Source organism: Micromonospora echinospora (genome assembly GCF_014203425.1).
In the GTDB taxonomy this organism is placed as follows: Bacteria; Actinomycetota; Actinomycetes; order Mycobacteriales; family Micromonosporaceae; genus Micromonospora; species Micromonospora echinospora_A.
The window spans coordinates 4,409,661-4,429,606 of sequence record NZ_JACHJC010000001.1 but is presented as its reverse complement, the minus strand read 5'-3'; the positions used below and the strand labels follow the sequence as shown (position 1 = coordinate 4,429,606).

The 19,946-nt window shown below is 70.6% G+C and carries 22 protein-coding genes; 7 read left to right on the top strand and 15 right to left on the bottom strand.

Annotated features, from left to right (window positions below; translation table 11 throughout):
* Positions 1-8: 8 nt before the first annotated feature.
* The 12 genes from FHU28_RS20650 to FHU28_RS20595 all read right to left on the bottom strand — a co-directional run bounded on the left by FHU28_RS20650 (position 9) and on the right by FHU28_RS20595 (position 9,349).
* Positions 9-173, bottom strand: coding sequence for a hypothetical protein (locus tag FHU28_RS20650; RefSeq protein WP_184686159.1), 165 nt, complete (start codon positions 171-173; stop codon positions 9-11).
* Complete coding sequence (locus FHU28_RS20645; RefSeq protein WP_013286536.1) at positions 170-388, bottom strand: helix-turn-helix domain-containing protein; 219 nt, start codon at positions 386-388, stop codon at positions 170-172. Before FHU28_RS20645 ends, FHU28_RS20650 begins: the two co-directional genes overlap by 4 nt.
* Positions 388-867 (bottom strand): DUF2975 domain-containing protein, encoded by a 480-nt coding sequence (locus FHU28_RS20640; RefSeq protein ID WP_184686158.1) that lies wholly within the window; start codon positions 865-867, stop codon positions 388-390. Before FHU28_RS20640 ends, FHU28_RS20645 begins: the two co-directional genes overlap by 1 nt.
* 21 nt (positions 868-888) lie before the next feature.
* Positions 889-1,806 carry an ACP S-malonyltransferase gene (locus tag FHU28_RS20635; RefSeq protein WP_184686157.1) on the bottom strand — a complete coding sequence of 306 codons (918 nt, stop codon included), beginning with the start codon at positions 1,804-1,806 and terminating at the stop codon, positions 889-891.
* Entirely contained in the window at positions 1,803-2,744 is a 942-nt protein-coding gene (locus FHU28_RS20630; protein ID WP_184686156.1) for an ACP S-malonyltransferase, read from the bottom strand. The genes FHU28_RS20635 and FHU28_RS20630 overlap by 4 nt, the downstream gene beginning before the upstream one ends.
* Positions 2,741-3,493, bottom strand: a complete 753-nt coding sequence (locus FHU28_RS20625; protein ID WP_221453251.1) for an SDR family NAD(P)-dependent oxidoreductase — start codon at positions 3,491-3,493, stop codon at positions 2,741-2,743. Before FHU28_RS20625 ends, FHU28_RS20630 begins: the two co-directional genes overlap by 4 nt.
* Positions 3,494-3,528: 35 nt before the next feature.
* On the bottom strand, positions 3,529-4,755 hold the full coding sequence (locus tag FHU28_RS20620; protein ID WP_184686155.1) for an aminotransferase class V-fold PLP-dependent enzyme: 1,227 nt from the start codon (positions 4,753-4,755) through the stop codon (positions 3,529-3,531).
* Positions 4,752-5,738, bottom strand: a complete 987-nt coding sequence (locus FHU28_RS20615; RefSeq protein WP_184686154.1) for a TauD/TfdA family dioxygenase — start codon at positions 5,736-5,738, stop codon at positions 4,752-4,754. Before FHU28_RS20615 ends, FHU28_RS20620 begins: the two co-directional genes overlap by 4 nt.
* Complete coding sequence (locus tag FHU28_RS20610) at positions 5,731-6,387, bottom strand: GNAT family N-acetyltransferase (protein ID WP_233585998.1); 657 nt, start codon at positions 6,385-6,387, stop codon at positions 5,731-5,733. Before FHU28_RS20610 ends, FHU28_RS20615 begins: the two co-directional genes overlap by 8 nt.
* 11 nt (positions 6,388-6,398) lie before the next feature.
* Positions 6,399-6,662, bottom strand: a complete 264-nt coding sequence (locus FHU28_RS20605) for a phosphopantetheine-binding protein (RefSeq protein WP_121685232.1) — start codon at positions 6,660-6,662, stop codon at positions 6,399-6,401.
* Between the two features lie 16 nt (positions 6,663-6,678).
* A complete protein-coding gene (locus FHU28_RS20600; RefSeq protein WP_184686153.1) occupies positions 6,679-7,713 on the bottom strand; it encodes a 3-oxoacyl-ACP synthase III family protein in 1,035 nt (344 codons plus the stop codon).
* An 802-nt stretch (positions 7,714-8,515) separates the two neighbouring features.
* Positions 8,516-9,349 (bottom strand): IS5 family transposase, encoded by an 834-nt coding sequence (locus tag FHU28_RS20595; protein ID WP_311773629.1) that lies wholly within the window; start codon positions 9,347-9,349, stop codon positions 8,516-8,518.
* Positions 9,350-9,445: 96 nt separating this feature from the next.
* Between FHU28_RS20595 and FHU28_RS20590 the strand changes: the two genes are divergently transcribed.
* From FHU28_RS20590 to FHU28_RS20580, 3 genes are read left to right on the top strand one after another with little or no spacing between them, the layout of a single operon-like run.
* Positions 9,446-10,018, top strand: coding sequence for a helix-turn-helix domain-containing protein (locus FHU28_RS20590; protein WP_184686152.1), 573 nt, complete (start codon positions 9,446-9,448; stop codon positions 10,016-10,018).
* Positions 10,015-11,502 carry an AMP-binding protein gene (locus FHU28_RS20585; RefSeq protein WP_184686151.1) on the top strand — a complete coding sequence of 496 codons (1,488 nt, stop codon included), beginning with the start codon at positions 10,015-10,017 and terminating at the stop codon, positions 11,500-11,502. Before FHU28_RS20590 ends, FHU28_RS20585 begins: the two co-directional genes overlap by 4 nt.
* Positions 11,499-11,798, top strand: coding sequence for a phosphopantetheine-binding protein (locus FHU28_RS20580; RefSeq protein ID WP_184686150.1), 300 nt, complete (start codon positions 11,499-11,501; stop codon positions 11,796-11,798). Before FHU28_RS20585 ends, FHU28_RS20580 begins: the two co-directional genes overlap by 4 nt.
* A 1-nt stretch (position 11,799) precedes the next feature.
* On the opposite strand, the gene FHU28_RS20575 is transcribed toward FHU28_RS20580, so the two are convergent.
* The 3 genes from FHU28_RS20575 to FHU28_RS20565 all read right to left on the bottom strand — a co-directional run bounded on the left by FHU28_RS20575 (position 11,800) and on the right by FHU28_RS20565 (position 15,926).
* Entirely contained in the window at positions 11,800-12,471 is a 672-nt protein-coding gene (locus tag FHU28_RS20575; RefSeq protein ID WP_121685237.1) for a GAP family protein, read from the bottom strand.
* Between the two features lie 162 nt (positions 12,472-12,633).
* Positions 12,634-15,240 (bottom strand): class III lanthionine synthetase LanKC, encoded by a 2,607-nt coding sequence (gene lanKC, locus FHU28_RS20570; protein WP_184686149.1) that lies wholly within the window; start codon positions 15,238-15,240, stop codon positions 12,634-12,636.
* An 11-nt stretch (positions 15,241-15,251) separates the two neighbouring features.
* Positions 15,252-15,926, bottom strand: coding sequence for a flavoprotein (locus tag FHU28_RS20565; protein ID WP_221453249.1), 675 nt, complete (start codon positions 15,924-15,926; stop codon positions 15,252-15,254).
* A 168-nt stretch (positions 15,927-16,094) separates the two neighbouring features.
* On the opposite strand from FHU28_RS20565, the gene FHU28_RS20560 reads away from it, so the two are divergent.
* Genes FHU28_RS20560 through FHU28_RS20545 form a run of 4 tightly spaced genes read left to right on the top strand, consistent with a single transcriptional unit; the run spans position 16,095 to position 19,939 of the window.
* The gene (locus tag FHU28_RS20560) at positions 16,095-17,552 is read left to right on the top strand and encodes an aldehyde dehydrogenase family protein (RefSeq protein WP_184686148.1); all 1,458 of its coding nucleotides are present in this window, start codon (positions 16,095-16,097) and stop codon (positions 17,550-17,552) included.
* Positions 17,549-18,196, top strand: a complete 648-nt coding sequence (locus tag FHU28_RS20555) for a GNAT family N-acetyltransferase (protein ID WP_121685240.1) — start codon at positions 17,549-17,551, stop codon at positions 18,194-18,196. The genes FHU28_RS20560 and FHU28_RS20555 overlap by 4 nt, the downstream gene beginning before the upstream one ends.
* Positions 18,189-19,139 carry an ABC transporter ATP-binding protein gene (locus FHU28_RS20550; protein WP_184686147.1) on the top strand — a complete coding sequence of 317 codons (951 nt, stop codon included), beginning with the start codon at positions 18,189-18,191 and terminating at the stop codon, positions 19,137-19,139. Before FHU28_RS20555 ends, FHU28_RS20550 begins: the two co-directional genes overlap by 8 nt.
* The gene (locus tag FHU28_RS20545; RefSeq protein WP_184686146.1) at positions 19,136-19,939 is read left to right on the top strand and encodes an ABC transporter permease; all 804 of its coding nucleotides are present in this window, start codon (positions 19,136-19,138) and stop codon (positions 19,937-19,939) included. Before FHU28_RS20550 ends, FHU28_RS20545 begins: the two co-directional genes overlap by 4 nt.
* Positions 19,940-19,946 lie beyond the last annotated feature (7 nt).

Here is a 19,946-nt window from a genome sequence, read left to right as displayed (position 1 = left end):
CGCCGGCCCTATCGGGTACGCCGGGCGACGCGCACGCCGATGGCGACCGCGCCGATGACGAGCAGCGCGGACAGGAACTGGAGGCCGGGGGAGTCGTCGGCCTCGCCGTACACGAAGCCGGTGACGCCGAGCACGACGGCGAGCAGGGCGGCGGCGGCGGCCAGGTGTCTCATCGGTCCTCCTCGTCGGCGACCCATTCGAGCAGGTCGCCGGGCTGGCAGTCGAGCACCCGGCACATGGCCTCCAGGGTGCTGAACCGGACGGCCTTGGCGCGGCCGTTCTTGAGCACGGCGACGTTCGCCGGGGTGAGCCCGACACGTTCGGCGAACTCGCCGACGCTCATCTTGCGCTTGGCCAGCTCCACGTCGATGCGCACGACGATCGGCATCAGATCACCGCTTCCATGTCGGTGCGCAGCGTGGTGGCCTGCCGCAGCAGCGCGCGCAGCACGACCATCAGCAGCCCCAGCACGCTGACGCCGGTGACCAGCAGGAACAGCAGCAGCGGCAGGCCCGGGTCGTCGGCGTTGAAGCCGACGTAGCCGAACACGCCGACCAGCACCACCCAGGCGGCGGCGACCGCCCAGACGATCCCGTCGACCCAGCCCAGGGACGCCTCGGTGAAGATGCGGTCGCGTTTGACGAGGGTGAGCAGGTGCCAGGTGCAGACGATCACCACCTGCACGCACAGCACCCAGAAGATCGTCACGGCGGTGGCGGGCCACCGCAGGTACGCCATGTCCGGGTTCTCGCGCGCCATGTGCGCGAACTGCCCGGGCAGCGACATGGTCTGGAACAGCACCAGGATCGCGAACAGCAGGACCAGGAAGGCGCGCAGTGGTGTCACCGCGCGGTGTGCCGTAAGCATGTATCGACTATCGCGCGGAACCTATCGAAAGTCAATCGCCTCACGCGTTGTCGCTGCGTTCTCCGGGTTGACCGCGCGCACCTCGAAGGCGGTGCGCGCCAGCCGGTCGAACAGGTTGCTCGGTCCGGGAACCCAGACGATGCGCACCCCGGCCCCGGTCAGGGCGGCCATCGCGGCGGGCCACCGCACCGGGCGGACGATCCCGGCCAGCAGGAGCTCACGTACGCCTGGCCCGGTCGTGACGAGTGTGCCGTCGTGGTCGGAGACAACCGGCATGCGAGGCGCGGCGAAGTCGACACCGTGGCAGACCTCGGCGCACCGATCCCGGAGCTCACCGAAGGCCGAGCTGTGCACGGGCGGCGAGAGGCTGTAGAGGGGGATTCCGCCGATCGCTCGCACCGCGGCGTCCAGAGCAGGCACCGCGTCTCTGGCTAGGGTCAGCGCGGCGAAGCCGGCGTCGAGATCGCAGGAGAGTTCGTTCCAGGCGCCGCGCACGGTCAACTCACGGCGCACCACTGCCAGACCTGTCGTGTCGAGCCGGTAGAAGAACCGGGTCACCAGGCCGGTGTGCCGGGTTCGGAAGTACTCCAGCTCGCAGTCGGAGAAGGCGATGACGAGCTCGACGGCGATCTCGAACGGCAGCACGCCCAGGTGCGCGGCGAGAGCGAACTGGCCGAAGCTCGGACCGATGGCCAGCCGGGCGGACATGCCGGCCTGTTCGGCGCGATCGGCCAGCGCGATGCAGTTGACCATGAACGCGAGCTGACTGTCAGCGTTGCCGGCCGGCCCGGCCGTCCGGAAACCGTCCACGAGCGACCGGCCCAGCACCGCGTCGGCCTGAGCCACCCGGCGGCGGGCATAGGGATCGGTCACCATGAACTCACCCACCGCGCGGTGATTCGAGGGGGCGAGCCCGGGAAGCAGCACCGCCTCGGTCATTCGGCCGCGCTCCGGAGTTCGGCGCAGGTCAGCACCGTCTGCACCTGGTACGACACGTCGACGAACTGCATCGACCGGTACACGAAGTGCCCGGGCCCGACGACCGTCACCTGCTTGACGCCGAGGTCCGCGAGCCGTCGCACCACCAGGTCCCAGCGGACCGTTCTCGTGTACTGCTCGACGAAGGCGGCCATCAGGTCCTCGCGTCGGTCGATGACCGCCCCGGTGTGATTGCATAGCTGCGGCACCTGCGGATCCGACGTCGGATCCAGATAGCTCCATTCGCGGGCGAAGGTTTCCTTGATGTCGTACAGCACCGGCAGCGGGCTGTGCGCGGGCGGTCCGTAGGGGATCACCAGGCCGACGCCGCCGATCGAGGCGGCCCGCAGATTGAGCTCCTGCAGCCCGGCCACCGCGCCGGTGGCAATCATCTGGTTGTCGGCGGTGATCGCGCAGGTCAGCAGCGGCGACTCGGCGGTGGATACCTCCCGCATCTCGGCCTGGAACCGGTCGAGGTCGACGTTGTAGTAGAACGCCACGCCCAACGGCCGCCCCGCCACCACCCGGTCCTCAACCGCGGGCATGGTGGACACCATCCGGATGGTGTCCCGGAACGACATGAATCCGCCGAGGTGCGCGGCCACGATCGAACCGAGACTCAGGCCCGCCATGTACCGGGGCGGTCGTTCACGCAGGCCGATCACATCGCAGATCGCCACCGCGATCGCGACCGAGGCCGGGCGCACGACAGTCCCGTCGTTGATGGCCGCCGGGTCCTCCGCGTAGAAGCGCGCCGCGAGGTCGACGCCGAGCACGTCCGACGCCTCCGCCATCCGGCGGCGCACCTCGGGGAACTCGTCGTAGAAGTCCCGGTGGTCGCCGGGCTCGACGACCACCTGGGGGTTGAACAGCACCGCGTCGGGCGTCTCCCGGTTCATGCGGTCAGCCCTCCGTCGACCACCAGCGTGTGCCCGGTGATGTAACTCGCCTCGTCACTTGCCAGGAAGGCCACTGCATTGGCCACCTCGTGTGCGTCCGCGAGCCGCTTCATCGCGATCCGGTCGAGGAACTCCCTCAGTCGCTTGTCGTCGATCCGGTCGACCATCCCCGTGTCGGCGGTGTACCCGGGCGCCACCGCATTGACCCGGACGTCGTACGGGGCGAACTCCCGGCTCAATGCCCGGGTCATCCCCTCGATGCCGGCCTTGCTCGCACAGTAGGAGCTCAGACCGGGTATGCCGACGCGGCCGGCGATCGAGGAGATGTTCACGATCGAGCCTGAGCGGGCCACGAGCATGTGCAGGGAACTCGCCTTGATGCAGTGCAGCGTTCCCAGCAGGTTGGTCTCGACGCTGGCCGCCCATTCGCCGACCGGGTTCATCGGCACGACTGCGGAGGGCTGGCCCACCCCCGCGTTGTTGACCAGGATGTCCAGCTTGCCGTTCGCCCGGACCACGTGCCCGAAGACTCGCTGGGTGTCCTCGGCATCGGTGACGTCGACACGGACCGTCGCGGGCTCCGGCCATCCCTTGTCCCGGATCGCCTGCGCGGTGGTGTCGGCGCCGTCGCGGTTGCCGCGATAGCCGATCACCACCCGGGCGCCCGCCTGCGCCAGGCGCAGGCAGACCGCTCGCCCGATCCCACTCGACCCGCCGGTGACCATTGCGACGCGAGCTGTGAGGTCCACCCGTTCTCCTCCTGCCTACCGGATGCCGGCCGGCGTCAGCCGGCCCGCTTCTTCCGCGTCACCTCGACCAGCGCGTCGAGGAACGCCGTGACGTCGTTGTCGGTCGTGTAGGCGGCGACGCCCGCCCGGACGGCGCCGGACGTCGCGGGCGACAACGCCTGGAACGCCGGCCCGCAGTAGAACGTGCCGTCCCAGACCGCGACGTCCCGCGCCGCGAGGCTGGTCGCCACTGCCGTCGCAGCCATTCCGGCCACCTGGAAAGTGATGATCGGCATCAGGGTTCCCCCGGCCGGCCCGAGCACCCTGAATCGGCTGTCCGCCCGCAGCCACGTGCGAATCCGCTCCGCGAGGGCGTGCTCGCGCTCGGCGATGGCGGTCCGGTCCCAGCCCAACAGCACCTCGGCCGCGATGCCGGTGCCGAGCACCGCCTCGAACTGGGTGGTGCCGAGGTCCAGCCTGCCGGGCAGGGCGTCCCCGGCGGACGGCACCTGCTCCGGCAGCAGTGGGTCCAGGTGGTCGGAGAGCCACAGCGCCGCGCAGTGCGGGCCGTACCACTTGTAGGCGGACGTGACGAAGGCGTCGACTCCCCACTCGTCGACAGCCACCCGGCTGTGCGCCACCCGCTGCACCCCGTCGACGTAGACACGCGCGCCTACCCGGTGCGCGGCTGCGGAGACCGCGGCCACATCCGGCACGGTGGCGAGTGCGTTCGAGGCGCCGCTGATCGCCACCCACCGGGTCCGTGGGGTCAGTTCGCGGATGATCGCCTCCGCCGGCAGGGTGCCGTCCGGGTGCAACCGCGCGAGGCGGACCCGGGCGCCCGTCCGCTCCGCCACCGCACGCCACGGCCAGTGGTTGGCCTCGTGATCGAGCTCGGTGCAGACGATCTCGTCTCCCGGCCGCAGATCGCCGGCGACCCCACGGCTGAACATAGTGGTGAGCGTGGTCATGTTCGGGCCGAACAGGACGTGTCCACCGGCGGCCCCGAGGAGGGCCCGGACACGGTCGGCGGCCCATTCGACTATCACGTCGGAGTAGGCGCTGGCCGGAAAGGGGCCGTGGTCGTTGGCCACGTGCCGGCTGCCGAGATACCTGCTCATCGCCCGCACCACGGCGGCGTGGACCAATGTGCCGCCGGGGGCGTCGAAGCGGTGGCCGGCGCCGCGCAGCCCGGGAAACTGCTCGTTGACCGGCGCGCGCAGGAGGTCGTTCAACTCCGGCACCGGGTGCTCGGGCAGGCCGATCCGCGTCGTCGGGCTCACCGGACGGCTCCGGCTGTCGTCGGCAGGACGATCTCGACCTGGCCGTAGCCGTCCTCGCGACGTTCGGCCTCCGGGCGCTGGCTGGGCAATCGCACCATGATGCGCTTGAGCCAACGGTCCGTGCCGTCGTACCGCGGTGTGAACGGCACACGCCCGTGCACCGCCACATCGTTGTCGATCAGTGCGAGATCGCCTGCGCCCATCGGCACCGAACGAGCCTCCTGTTCCAGCCGCTCCGCCAGGGACCGGTAGGACTCTTCGAAGGCGGGATCGTCGTGGCTGCGGGTGCTGTAGGCGGGGTCGTAACGCAGGCAGGGGCCGTCCGGCGCCCACCACACCGTCGGTACGCCGGGCCGCGTCGTACCCGGCCCGCTCCCCGTCGCCGGGTACGACGCGTCGGGGGAGATGCGCACGACCGGTCGGCCGAGCCGGATCAGGTCCTCGTGCGGCAGTCCCAGCTCACGTACCGACGCGATCCGGGTACCGACGCCGGCGGGATTGCGGACGCAGGCGAGCATCAGCAGGCTGGCCCGGCCGGGGTGGAAGGCGTCCTCGGTGTGCCATTCCAACGGCACGCTGCTGCTGGCACCGACCTGCAGGTTCTCGTAGCCCTGGCTGGGCACGATGTTGTGGACCAGACGCCCGTCCTGCTGCCCCGCCCAGCCGAACACCTGGCCGAGCGCGGCGGCGACCAGCACCAGGGCGAGGTCCATCGGGCCGGTGGGCGCGGCGGACCAGTGGGCGGGCGTCGGCCCGCACTTCGCGGCCAGCGGAGCGAGCAGACCACGGACCAGCAGTGCGCCACTGTGCCGCGGCGGCCGGCCCACCTGCCTGCTCAGGCGGGCCAGGAGGTCGCGCGGGATCTGGCCGGCGTGCGTCTGGAGCAGCCGGTCCGGGACCGCTCCGAGGCCGGCGAGCCTCTCCGCGGTGGCCGCCAGATCGGCGACCAGGTCCGCGGCAGCAGTGGTCGCTTCCTCAGGCATGCGCGGCCTCCGGCATCCGCCAGTCGGAGAGCACACCACGCAGGTGGTCACCGCCGGAACCGGCGAGGTACCGGCGCAGCGTGCCGGCCGCGGCGTCGGCGTCGGCGTCGCAGATCAACCGCAGCGACGGCAGGTAGCCGTCGAGGGGAGCGAGGTACTCCTCGCGGTTCATGGAGCAGATCACGGCGTCGTGGTAGCCGCCGTCGACGTAAAGGTAGTCGCGCAGGACGCCGTCCACGACGAGATCCCCCTTGGCGAGAAAGGCCACCGAGCGCCGGTTGTAACAGGCCGCCAGCAGCTCCAGCCGGTGTGCCCGCTCCCGCTGGAAAAGGTGGTCGACCAGCAGAAGCGCCCCCTCCAGGCCGGCTCCGCTGTCCCACCACTGGTCATCGCCCACGACCGCGCCGACGGCGAAGCTGCGGTCGTGCGCCAGGGGCCGCCAGGAGACCATCCCTATCGTCTCGCCGTCGATGCGGGTCTCGATGGCGGCGTACTCGGTGTGGCCGGACTCGATGGCCGAGCGCCATCCCGCGGCATCAAGCCCGTCGCTCTGTCCTCCGCCTACCAGTACTCCGGCGGCCGAGTGCCGGGTCCACGTCGGTAGCCGGCCGTAGTCGTCCTCGCTGACCGGTCTGAGCCGGACGAGCATGCCCTCCACGATCAGCGCTCCTCCCGTACCGTTGTCGCCTGCCGGGGTCCGAGAACGGCCTCGATGCGCTCGATGGTCCGGAAGGTGTCCGTGTTGGTGGCGGCGATGTCCAGGCCGTAGCGCTCGTTGAGCAGCGCGATGAAGCGTAGGGTGTCCATCGAGTCGAGGCCGAACCGTGAGCGGGTGCCGAACAGCGGTTCGGTGGGGTCGACATCGCCCGGTGGCAGGTCGAGATCGTAGGTGGAGACGAAGAGCTCCCGGAGTTCGTCGCGCATGTGTAGACCTTTCGGATCAATGGTGGCGCAGGCAGACCGATCCCCAGACGAACCCGGCGCCGATGGCCGATACGACGGCCAGGTCGCCGGGGCGCAGCCGACCGGAGGTGAGTAACTGGTGGAGCACCGTGAAGACGGTTGCGGAGCCGGTGTTGCCGAGGTCGCCGACAGTGGTCGTGGCCCGGCCGCGGGGCACGCCGAGCTGGTCCATCACTTCGTGGATGATGTTGAGGTTGGCCTGGTGCAGCACCACATGATCAAGATCGTCGAGGGCGACTCCCGCGCGCCGGGCGACGTTGCGGATGCTGGCGGGCAGAGCCTGGGTGGCTTCCCGCCAGACCGCCCGGCCGTCCATCCGCAGGAAGTGCTCGCCGTCGGCCACCCGTTGCGGGGTCAGAGGCCGTCGGCTGCCGCCGGCGGTGATGCCGACGCGGTAGGAGAGCTTGTAGCCGGCGTCCCAGGCGAGCAGGCCGCTACCCGGCTTGGTCCGGCGTAGCACCACAGCGCCGGCGGCGTCGCCGAAAAAGACCCTGGTGGTGCGGTCGGCCGGATCGGTGATCCGGGACAGCGTCTCGGCGCCGGCCACCACCACTGTTCCGATTTCGGGGTTCTGCAGGAGGTGGGCGGCGAGCACCAGGCCGTGCACCCCGCCCGCGCAGGCGGCCTGGGTGAGGTCGATCGGCCAGGCGGCGTGAGCGCCGAGCGCTTCGGCGACCGCCGCCGCCGTGGAGGGCAGAGGCTGGTCGGCGGTGATGGTGGAAACGATGACCGCGTCCACCTCGCCCGGGTCGATCCGTGCCCCCTCCAGGGCGTTGTGGACGGCGCGCAGGCACATGTCGGAGGTGGACTCGGTGGCGGCGGCGAAGTGACGGGTCAGAATGCCCGTCCGGCTTTCGATCCACGCCTCGGTGGTGTCCAGGCCGTCGGCGATCTCGGAGTTGCCGACCACCCGCTCGGGTACGTACAGCCCTGAGCCGACGATGCCGACGGGGACGGCCGGCGCTCCCGCGGTCAGCGCCCGGTAGGCCGCCGGTGCTTGTTGCGCTGTCATGGGTGGCTTCCTTCCCGGAGGGGCCGGGCTGGTGGGTACGAACGATGGGGTACCGCGCGACGTGGACCGGAGAGGTCCACGTCGCGCGGTGTGGTGCGCCGCGATCAGCAGGTCGAGCTGTCGAAGCTGGCCGGCAGGTCGACGTGCTCGACGACCACCTCGGTGCCCTGAAGGTCCAGAACGTTGGACAGGTCCATTTTCTCCACCCCCTTCCCTGTGCGTGCTCACGGAATCACCGGATGGTGTTCCGAAAACAGCGCTGGCCAATTGCGACGCGCGTAGTCGTCGGACTGCATCGGCCAGCGGATCAGATGCGTCAACTCGGTGCCTATGGGCTTGTCTCGGGCGCTTGGCGCAGCGAGTTTCGTGGCACCGGAAAAGCTTTGTTGAGGCTGAGTCAGAGGTTATGGTCGGTTCAATGTGAGCGTCAAGCCGATGGCAGCATCCGGCCATCATGCAGATGGCGGCACTCCGATCGGGGCGATCAAGGATGGATTGACCGAATTGTTCACGTGGCGGGGTGTTGACGGGGAATGAGAACTCGCAATTGTCATTCGACCGCATTGAGCGCCTGTGAGTTTCCTGCGAGGGGTTGCTACGAAGATTCATGCCAGGTAATCTCTCGGCAATAATTGAAGTGCACCTAAGCGCTGCGGGGGCTCGCTATGCATGAACTGCGCCGTCTTGTCTCCTCAATTGGAGGTAGCGATGCAGCGCCAGGATCTGCGGAAGCCACCATCGTCCGAGTCGACCGCCAGCTCTATCTCCGCTCTGTCTTAGTGCGTGTTTGAGATGGGGTTGGTTAGGTCCAGGTGAAGGTCCGGCGGGCTTGCCGGCGTGCTGGTTGGCCGTGGGTGATGCGGCGGGTCATGCCGGCGATCGCGGCCCAGCGGATGAGGGCTGCGGAGACGGCAGGTTGGCGCTCGTAGTCGCGGGCGAGCCGGCGGCAGGCGGTGAGCCAGGCCAGGGTGCGTTCCACGACCCAGCGGCGTGGGTGGACAGCGAAGCCGCGTTGGTCGGCGGGTTTGCGGACGATCTCCAGCGTGGTGCGCAGCGTGTCGCGGGTCCAGTCGACGAGTCGCCCAGCGAATCCCTGATCGGCGAAGACGTGCCGGATCGGGGTGACCATGTAAGCGCTGAGCAGGGCCGTCTTGGCTCCGTCGCGGTCCTGCCAGCTCGCGGCGAGCACGGTGACGGTGACCAGCAGTCCTAGGGTGTCGGTGATGATGAACCGTTTCCGGCCGTTGATCTTCTTGCCCGCGTCGTAGCCCCGACTGTCCCGGCCGACGGTGTCAGCGCCCTTCACGCTCTGCGAATCGATGATCCCCGCCGACGGCTCCGGCTGGCGGCCCTGTTGCACCCGTGCCTTGATCCGCAGCGTGGTCAGGAGTTTCTCCGTCACGCCGGCTTCTTCCCACCGGGTGAAGTACCAGTACACCGTCTGCCACGGCGGCAGGTCAGCCGGCAGATAGCGCCACGGGCACCCCGACCGCACCACGTACAGGATCGCGTTGACGATCTCCCGCCGCGGATGCTTCTCCCGCCGGCCGTCCGTGTTCGGCTCCGGCAACAGCGGCTCGATCAGCGACCACTGGGCATCAGTCAGGTCCGAGGGGTAACCGCGACGCGCAGACACCGCGCCACCCTGCCCGCCCCATCGCTGGATGTCATGCCGCCACGCCGTCCACAACAGACCTTCTCAAACACGCACTTAGAGGCGGTCCGTGGCTGCATGACGGAGTTCTCCGCCGCTCTGCCCTACCGCGTGACGCGCCTGATCGCGCCCGATCTGGTCGATAGGTGTCGGGGCGGCCAGGGGGAGACCGTCCAACGGCTGATCCATCTGCCCGACCCGGCGGCGCCGGTGGTGCAGGCGCTGCCGGCGACCGAGGCCCGCATCCAGCCCGTCGACTCGGCAGCGCTTCCGATCGTGATGGTGGACCGCAGGATGGCGATCGTGTCGCTCAACACGGTGCGTCCGGAGCGCTCAGCGGTGCTCGTGCGGGGCTCGGACACCCTGGACGAACTCACCCGTACGTTCGAGCGGATGTGGGCGGCGAGCCATCCACTCCCGGACGGCGACAGCGGTCCCCGGGATCGCCGCGAGGCCATACTGGCGGGACTCTCTCGCGGACTGACCGACGCCGCCATCGCCGCGGCGCTGCGCATCGGGGAACGGACCGTCCGCCGGGAGATCCAGGCTCTGATGGCCACCACTGGAGCGCGGAGCCGATTCCAGCTCGGCATGCATCTCGCGTTACGACATCACCGGAACCGGCGCGCGGTCAAGGACGGCAGCCGATGACTCCGGGACCGGGCATCCGAACCCTGGCCGAGCGGGTCACCGGGCACGCCGAGCGCGCGCCCGCCTCGACGGCAATGCGCTGGCTCGGCGAGGACGTGACCTACGCCGACCTGACCCGTCTCGTCGACCGCCACCGACGCCGGCTGACGATGCTCGGAATCCGGGCTGGCCACCCTGTCGCGGTGGTGGCCCCGGTCGCGCCCGACACCGTCGCCCTCATCCTCGCCTGCCACCGGATCGGTGCGCCGGTACTGCTGCCCTCCGGGGAACTGCCCGCCGAGACACTGTCGGCGCTACTGCGGCAGGCGGGCTGCCGGCACCAGGTCGTCGCCGACGGTGACGAGGTGACGGTGGTGCCCTCGGCCGAACCGGTCACCGACCCGTCCGCGGCCGTCCCGGCGGATACCCCCTTCCTGCTGACGACCTCGGGGTCCACGGGCGTGCCGAAAGTGGTGCCGGTCTCCGGCCGTGCGATCCACCGGTTCGCCGGATGGGCGGGTGGACGTTTCGGGATCGGGCCCGGCACCCGGGTGCTCAGCTACGCGCCGCTCAACTTCGACCTCAGCCTGCTCGATGTATGGACGACCCTGCACCGGGGCGGCTGTGTCGTGCCCGTCGCCCGGAACGACGCCACCGACGGAAGGCGGCTGCTCGATCTGCTCGCCCGGGAACGGCCCGAGATAGTCCAGGCCGTGCCGATGTTCTACCAGCTCCTCGTGGCCGCCCGGCCTCGGTTGCCGCTGCCGTCGGTGCGGCACGTGCTCTACAGCGGCGATGCGGCACCTGCCCGGCTCCTCGCCGAACTGCCTCGTCTCCTACCGCGGGCCGCGATCAGCAGCGTGTACGGCTGTACCGAGATCAACGATGCCTTCGTCTACCAGATACCTCCCGGCCGGCCGGCGCCGGATCCGGTGCCACTGGGCGAACCGGTGCCCGGCGTCGAATGGCTGCTGGCCGACGACCACGGAAGGCCCGTCGACGGCCCTGGCTCCGGTGAGCTGTGGGTGCGTACCCCCTTCCAGACGAGCGGCTACCTGGACGCCGCGCGTACCTCCGAGCGGTTCGCGGTCCCGGTGGCCGGCGTTCCCCACGAGCCGTTCTTCCGCACCGGCGACGTGGTCCGGCGCTGCACCGACGGCGCGCTGCATCTGCAGGGCCGGATCGACTTCCACGTCAAGGTGCGGGGCGTCCAGGTGAACCTGCAGGCGGTGGAGCGGGTCCTGCTGGAGTGTCCGGGGGTAGCCGAGGCGGTGGTCGTCGCCCTCGACGACCCGGTGGCGGGCAAGCGCCTGCACGCCGTGGTACGCACCGCCGGCGGTGCCCCGGCCGGTGAGATGGCTCTGCGGCGGCACTGCGCCGGCCAGCTCGCCCGCACCTCAGTCCCGAGCAGGTTCCACCTGGTCACCACACCCCTGCCACGCACCGGCAGCGGCAAGCCGGACCGGATCGCCACCGCCCGCGTCCATCTTGGAGCGACGCCGTGAGCCGCCACGACGAGATCCGCGACTTCCTGCTGGCCGAGTTCTTGCCCGGCGTGCCGGCCAACGAACTCTCCTTCGACGAAGACCTGGTGGCAACCGGAATCCTGGACAGCCTGGGCGTCTATGTCGTGGTGGCCTGGCTGGGTGACCGATGGTCCGTCCCGCTGGCCGAGGACGCTCTCGACCTGGCCGACTTTCGCTCGGTGAACACGATTGAGCGGTTCGTCGCGGCACGGCTGGCGGATCCGGACCGCACCGGGTCACCGCACCGGGCGCTCGACGAGATCCGCGCCGACTGACTCAGCCGATCTTCTTCCACAGCTCGAAGTGATGCACGCAGCTAAGGACCAGCAGTGCCCCTGCCGCACTGAGTACCGACAGCCAGAGTTCAGCGGCCTGCCGCATCAGCCATGTGCCAGCGGACTCGAGCCGTTGCCGGATCCGGTTACCCAGTGCCTGGTAGGCCGCGAGCACCAGCAGCGGCGGCAACACCATCACCGCGTTGTAGGCGGCCAGCAGCACGATCGCCTGCGGGATGGACGTGTCCGCGCCGACCAGGATGCCGATCGCGCCGAGGTAGGGCAGCGCGGTGCCGAACTCCGCGACGGTCACGATCACACCGAGCAACGCGATCGCGGCGTAGGAGTGGGATCGGGGCCGGCGGGGCGTCAGCCGCTCGCCGCCTCGGCGACGGCCGGCCAGCCAGCTATAGAGCAGCAGCGCCACGCCGACCACACCCTGCAGCACGTAGCCCGCGTCACTGGCGAGGTATCCACCCGCCCGGTCGAGGAACGAATCCGCGCCGAGGAACAGCAGCACGCCGAGGGCGAGGTACGAGGCGTAGATGGCACCCACGTAGACGAGCACGCGGGCCCCGGGCGGTCTCGTCGAGAGCAGCAGATAGACCGTGACAGCGAGCGCCGACGGATTGAGACTGTCCAGCAGGGCGAGGCCGAAGAGACCGGCGATCATCGTGGCCTCCTGGTCACGGGTGGTCCCTCTCGGTTCAGCCGGGGGTGGGCGTCCGGGGCACGACCATTGTAGGGCCGTGCCCCGGACGGCGCCGGATTTGTCCTCGTGAGACGGCCGTCCGGTGCGGACGGCGGCATACCGGCGCGGTGCCCCGGGGGGCGATCAAGGGCGGGGTGAGAGGAACGGCAGGAAGTCCGGGGTGCGCCCGGTCGCCGCGGCGATACCCAGGAGCACACCCGCGGTGCCGGTCGCGAGGTCCATCGACAGCCGGAAGTCGAGGTCCCCGGGGAAAGCGAGCTCACCGCGGTAGGCGATGGCGTGCCAGGAGAGCCGGCGCAGATGCCGGTCCACAGCGGACTCCACGTCGGTGATGCCGTGCCTGCCGGCGATCCGGGCGAGCGTCGCGCCGAGCCCTATCCGTCCCCGGAACAGGTCGACCTGGATGACGAAGCCCCGGGCACAGGCACTCAGCAGGGCGGGCAGACTCGCCCGCACCCGGTCGTCGTCGCGGTGTTCCAGCAGCTCGTCCGCGACCAGGGCGATGCCGGCGCTGCCCACCTCGAGGTACCCCAGCGTCCGGACCCCGACCTCCTCGACCTGGAGGGATCCGTCGGCGGTTGTCGTGCACCTGTCGAGGTCTCGGTGCACCGCGGTCACCGCCGCGTCCAGCAAGCCGCGGTCACCGGTCTCCTCGTACAGACGCAGCAGGAACAGGGCCACGCCCGACCAGCCGCGCATCAGGCCCGCCTCCACCGGAGTGCGGGGCGGGCGCCGCTCGCCCCGGGGAAGATTCGGGTTACCGGACCGGACCGCGTCGGCCAGGCGGTCGCCGATGGCGAGTGCGTCGGTCCGCCAGCTCGACTCCCCGGCCGCTCGGCCGAGATGCAGGAGGTTGAGCCCGACGCCGGCGTACCCCGAGAAGAGGTCCATCGGCAGCACGGCGCCCGGCCCGCCACCCCAGCGTGCCACCAGGTCGTACGCGGCCTCCTCGTGCCCCAGGTGGTGCAGGGCGTACGCCACACCGGCTGCCCCGTCGTAGAAGCCCGGTCGCATGCCCGTCTGCCGTCGTACCGCCGACAGCAACCACTCCTCGTGACCGGGCCACCGCCCCTGCCCGGTCGCCGACAGGGCCCACAGCACTCCCGCCGCGCCGTAGGCGAGGTTCAGCCCGCCGACCGAGAACTGCCGGGTGTCGCCGGGAAACAGCCGGTCCTCCCGGTCCGGGGTGGCCGAGGCCATGATGGCCCGTGCCATCGACCGGGTGGCAGCGGACCAGTCCGGGAGGGACGCGTCTAGGTCGACCGCGAGCGGCTCGTCGCCACACGGCTTGTGGACCTTCGCGCCGGGTGGGCGCAGCTCCGCGATGATCTCGTCCGCCCAGCCGGCCGGGAGCGGAAAGTGCCGCTCTGCCTCGCGGGCGTACTGGACCACCTTGTCGGGGTCGAGAGCGACAACACGATTCAAGGTCATGAACATGCCGAGGCGGACGGCGGCCAGCGCGTACCGGTCCAGGTCGGCGCCGCTGCGGTCCCGGCTGGTGAAGCCGGTAGCCCCGAGCCCCGGCCGCCAGTCGGCCTGCGCGGCATCGAAGGCGAGCTCGAAGTCGATGAGGGAGACCGAGTCGTCCGCGTGCACCATCACGTTGCCCAGGTGCAGGTCCCCGAAGACGACCCCCCGCTCGTGGACGGCGGCCAGGAGCCGTTCGATCCGTTCGGCGATGGCCAGCGCCCGCTTGGTGAAGGCGGCGAAGTCGTCAGGGGTCGGGTCGGCCAGTACCACCCACGGGTGGTTGCAGCCCAGCCAGACGTGCAACGACTGAGCATCCAGGAACTCCTGGACCAGGAAGTGGTGGCCGCCGGCCTCGACAGAGCCGTACACCTCCGGCACGCCGGGAACACCGGCAAGCTTCTCCAACGCCCATCGTTCCCGCCGCATGCGGGCCACCGAGTCCTGCCGGTGCTCGTCGAAACCGGCGTACGGCCGCGCCTCCTTGAGCACCACCCGCTTGCCGTCGGTGGTGCGGACGGCCTGGTAGACGCCCCCGGCGTTGGAGAAGTGCAGGGTCCGCTCCACCCGGTACGGCAGCTCACCGCCGCTGCCCGCGGTACGCGCTGCGAGGTGTGGCCGCAGGAACTCCGGCAGGGTCGCCCACGAGGGTGGCGCGAAGACGGGCCGCCGGACGTCCGGCACGAGCGTCCCGTCGGGGTCCCGGATCGCGGGCACGAGCTGACCGGCGTCGTCGAGGCACTCCATGCGGCGGAAGCCGCCGTAGCGGACGTACAGCGGGCCGGCGCCGTAGCGAAGGTCGCTGAGGATGTACGGGCCGGAGAGCCCGGCGAGCAGCGGATCGAGCTCCTCGAGGATCAGGCGTAGCGCCGCCTCGTCGACGGGGTAGATCGTCACGGCCTTGCCGCTGGCCGAGCGTGGCGCGTACTTGGCATTCAGCGCGACCAGCACGTTCGGGTTCCGCAGGTACTTGAACCGGATGTCACGCGCCGTGCAGTAGTCCCACACCCGGGAGATTACCTCGTCCGCGTTCTGCGGCGTGGCAGCGGCGTGGATCTTCCACCCCTGCTCCGGACCCTCCGTCCGATCGGGACGTAGCACCGTCCAGATGCCGCGCTCGACACGCGTCCACCCGTTTGGCGGCTGACGTACGTCGACCCGGAATCCTGCCGCCGTATCGAACCCCGGTCCGTCCCGCCAGTTGCTCACGTCGTCGAAGAAGACCTGGTCGGCGAAGCAGTAGACCTGTTTGAGCTCGAACATCGGCGTCCCCCTCAGGCGCTGCGGATAGGCTGGGTCGTGCGGTGTGGTGTCACCTGCTCGTCGCCGGTTCCGGCCAGCGCCCGGCGGCAGCGCTCAAGGAGGACGATCGCTGACCAGACCGGCACCGCGCCCGCGGCGTCGCGCCGGCCGGTGGTCGCGCTCCGGGCCGGCTGCGTGGGTGCGACCACGAGGTTCGGCCGGGTGGCCAGCCGTCGCAGGTTCTCCTGCACGATCGGATTGTCGGTGGCACCGGGGGGCAGGGACGGCGCCACCACGATGGGGATCGTGGCAGCGCACTGGAGGGCGAGCAGACTCGGGCTGTCGCCCAGCCCTGAGGCGAGTCGACCGAGGTAGTTCAGCGTCGCGGGGTAGACCAGGGCGCAGTCGGCCCACTCCACCCACTGCGCGTGCAGTGCGCCAGTGTCGGTCTGCGCCGGCCACCGGTCGAGGTGGGCCCGGCGTCCGGTCAGCAGGGTGAGCGCGTCCTGACTGACGAAGCGCTGGGCGCTCGGTGTGACGACCGCCTGGATCTGCAGATCCGGATAGTTGGTGCTGATCCAGTTGAGCCAGAACGGCAGGTGCATCACCGCCACCGCGCCGCTGCTGACCAGCAGCAGACGCCGGCCGCCGAACTCCGGAACGGCCTTCGCGCTGTCGGCGGTCGGTTCGCGCTCGTTCTGCGGCACGGTGAATCAGCCCCATTCCCGGCTCGTCATACGGACTGTGCGCCGAACGTAGGAACGTCCGCGCCGGCTGGTCAACGCCGCTGGCCGCTACCGGCCAGCCACTACGGAACGCGTCGCGGCGAGCGGTAGCTTCGCCCCCACATGAACCGCGGCAGACCAGGGGGGCGCATGTCCGGCACACCGGAGCACCATCACCCACCGCGATACGACAACCACATCGCCGGCGCGGCCGTGCCGCCCCGGTCGGGACGGTGGGACACGGTGAACGACCCGTCGACCGGCCGGGCCGCGTACCTTGCACCCCGCTCCGACGCTGCGGACGTGGACGAGGCGGTGCGCGCCGCCACGTCGGCGTTCGGGCACTGGCGGTGGCAACCGCCCGCACGCCGAGCGGCGGCGCTGCTGGCGCTGGCTGACGCCGTGGCGGGGCAGACCACCGCTCTCGCGGAGGCGGAGGCTGCCATGACCGGGAAGTCGGCCCGCCTGGTCGCCGCCGACGAGATCGCGCCGGCCGTGGACCATCTTCGTTTCTTCGCCGGGGCGGCTCGCCTCGCACTGGCGCCGGCCGCCGGGGAGTACGAAGCCGGCCTTACCTCGCTCGTGCGCAGGGAACCGGTGGGGGTGTCTGCGCAGATCCTGCCCTGGAACTTCCCACTGCTGACCGCCGTGTGGAAGCTCGCCCCGGCTCTGGCCGCCGGGAACTGCGTGGTGCTGAAGCCGGCCCCGTCCACCCCGGTCACGGCCCTGCGGTTGGCCGAGCTCGCCGGCGCGCATCTGCCACCTGGTGTGGTCAACGTGGTCTGCGGAGACGCCGAAACGGGGCGACTGCTGGCGGTCCACCCGGACGTCGCCATGGTGTCGCTCACCGGAAGCACCCGCGCCGGTCGTGAAGTCGCGGCGGCCGCTGGCGACAGACTGAAACGGATACACCTCGAACTCGGGGGCAACGCGCCGGTGGTGGTGCTGGCCGACGCGGACCTGACCGAGGCCGTGAACGCGGTCGCCACGTCCGGTTTCGGCAACGCCGGCCAGGACTGCGTGGCGGCGGCCCGGGTGATCGTGGCCGCCGAGCGGCACGACGAGTTCGTGGCGGCGCTGGTGAAACGCGCGGAGTCGCTGCGGGTGGGCCCGCCCGGCGACGACTGCGACCTCGGCCCGTTGCACAACGCCGCTCAGCTCGACCGGCTGACCTCCCTGCTGTCCGCTCTGACACCGGGCGCCCGGATCCACACCGGTGGCCGGCGGATCGGCGAGACCGGCTACTTCTTCGAACCGACAGTGGTGTCCGGCGTGCGACAGCATGACCGCCTGGTGCAGGAGGAGACCTTCGGCCCGGTCGTCACCGTCCAGCCCTTCGACGACCTGGAGACGGCGCTGGACCTGGCCAACGGGGTGGAACAGGGTCTCGCGGCAAGCGTCTGGACCCGCGATCACGGTACGGCGATGGAGCTCGTCCGGCGGCTCGAGTTCGGTTGCGTGTGGATCAACACGCACCTGCGGTTCGCCTCGGAGATGCCACACGGAGGTTTCGGCGTCTCCGGTCACGGCAAGGAGCTGTCCATCTACGCCCTGGACGAGTACAGCAGGATCAAGCACGCGATGACGGTGTCCGGGGCGCCCCGATGAGCATGCTCGGTGGGACGTCGGTCCGGTTACGCGCCCTGGATGACGACGACGTGGCACTGGTGGCGCGCTGGCTGGCCGCGGAGACCGTGGTGCACTCGTCGCGAGGGCCGCGGTTCCTGACGCCGTCACAGGCCCGGGAGGTGATCGGGGGGACCCGGCAGACCACTCTCGTCGTAGAGCATGCGCACGGCGACCCGATCGGCGCGCTGTCGTGGCGACGTGCCGGCGTCACCGGCGGCTACACGATCGAGCACGTGGTGGGCGATCCGGAACGCTGGGGTGCCGACGCCGGCCGGGAGGCGTTCGCCCTGTTGTTCGGCTACCTCTTCCGTACCCTGAACGCCCACCGCGTGGAGCTGGTCACCGCCACCTTCGACCGCATGATGATCGAGACGGTGGCGGCGTTGGGGCTGACGGTGGAAGGGGTGCTCCGCGACTACTTCTACCTCGACGGGCGCTTCCACCACGCCGTCGTCTCGTCGCTGCTCGCCACCGAGTACGCCGCTTCGCCCGGCCGGCACCCGTCGGCGGAAGCGGTGCCGGCCGAGGACCGCCGGGCCGCGCGACGGGTGTTGTCCCGCTACCTCGCCGCCGCGCCCGTCGACGTGGCCCGCCGTCTCGTCGGGGAGCCGGCCGATGACTGAGCCGGCCATCGACGTGCGCGATCTGCACAAGTCGTACGGCAGCACGCCTGCTCTGGACGGCCTCAGCCTGGCGGTCCCGCGCGGCAGCATCGTGGCGGTCCTCGGCCCGAACGGGGCCGGCAAGACGACGCTGGTCCGCATCCTGTCGACGTTGCAGCCACCGGACGCCGGAAGCGCCCGGATCTGCGGCGTCGACGTGGTGGCCGCGCCCGCCCAGGTCCGGCGCCGGATCGGCCTCTCCGGTCAGTTCGCCGCAGTCGACGAGTACCTCACCGGTCTGGAGAACCTGACCATGGTGGGCCGTCTCTACCAGCTCGACCGCCGCACCACGCGCAGCCGAGCCGAATCGTTGATCCGGCGGCTGGGGCTCGACAGCGCCGCGGACCGCCCGGCCCGAGGTTATTCCGGCGGGATGCGTCGACGCCTCGATCTGGCCTGTGCGCTGATCGGGCGTCCCGACGTGCTGATCCTGGACGAGCCGACGACGGGAGTGGACCCGGCCGGCCGCCGGGCCCTGTGGGACATCGTCAGAGGGCTCGCCGAGGACGGGGTGACCGTGCTGCTCACCACGCAGTACCTGGACGAAGCGGACCGGCTCGCCGATCGCATCGCGATCCTCGCCGGCGGCCGCCTGGTGACCGAGGGCACGCCCGAGGATCTCAAGAAATGCCTCGGCGGCGATCGTTTGGCGGTGACAGTGGACCGGCGGGACGCTGACCGCGCGGCGCGTCTACTGGCGGCACACGGCCTGCGGGAGCCGGACCGGAGCCCGGACGGGTGCCGGCTCTCCGTGCCGGTGGCCGACGCCACCGTCGCGATGATCGGGCTGGCGGGTGACCTCCGTGCGCACGGTGTGGAGCCGCTGGAACTGGGCACGGAGCGGCCCAGTCTAGACGACGTCTTCCTGGCCCTGACTGCGGCGGAGGAAGGCGGACACCGATGACGACCCTGCGCGGGGCGCTCACCGACAGCGCGATCCTGACCTGGCGCAACGCCATCCGCATCCGCCGGGTGCCTGACCTGTTGGTCTTCACCACGATCCAGCCGGTGCTGTTCGTCGTGCTCTTCGCGTACGTCTTCGGGGATGCCATCACGGTGCCCGGGTCGGACTACCGCGCGTACCTGATGCCGGGCGTCATCGTGCAGAGCGCGGTGTGGGTCTCCGCGATCACCGCCATCGGCCTCGCGGACGACGTGCGACGCGGTATCGTGGATCGTTTCCGGTCGCTGCCGATGGCGGGTGCCGCGGTCCTGGTCGGGCGCACGGCCGGGGATCTGCTCAGCATGGTGCTCGTGGTCCTGGTCTGCGCAGGCGCGGGACTCGCAGTGGGATGGCGGCCGGCCGGCGACGCGGCCGGACTGCTCACCGGTGGCGCGCTGGTTCTGGGCTTCGGGTACGCGCTGACCTGGGTCACCGCCACGCTCGGCCTGGCGGTGCGCAACGCCGAGGTGGCGCAGAGCGCGAGCCTCATCTGGCTCTTTCCGGCCACGTTCCTGTCGAGCGCATTCGTGCCGATCGACCAACTGCCCTCCGGGCTTCGGGGGATAGCGACTTGGAACCCGGTGAGCGCGGTGACGCAGGCCGTCCGAGAGGCGGCCGGTGGGGCCGGCACGGCACCGCCGAACGGATTCGCCGCCGAGCATCCGGTTTGGATGTCGATAGGATGGACTATCGGCATCCTGCTCATGTTCGCGCCGCTTGCGACCTGGAGATACCGACGCTACACAGTCGCCCCACGGTGAGGGAGGA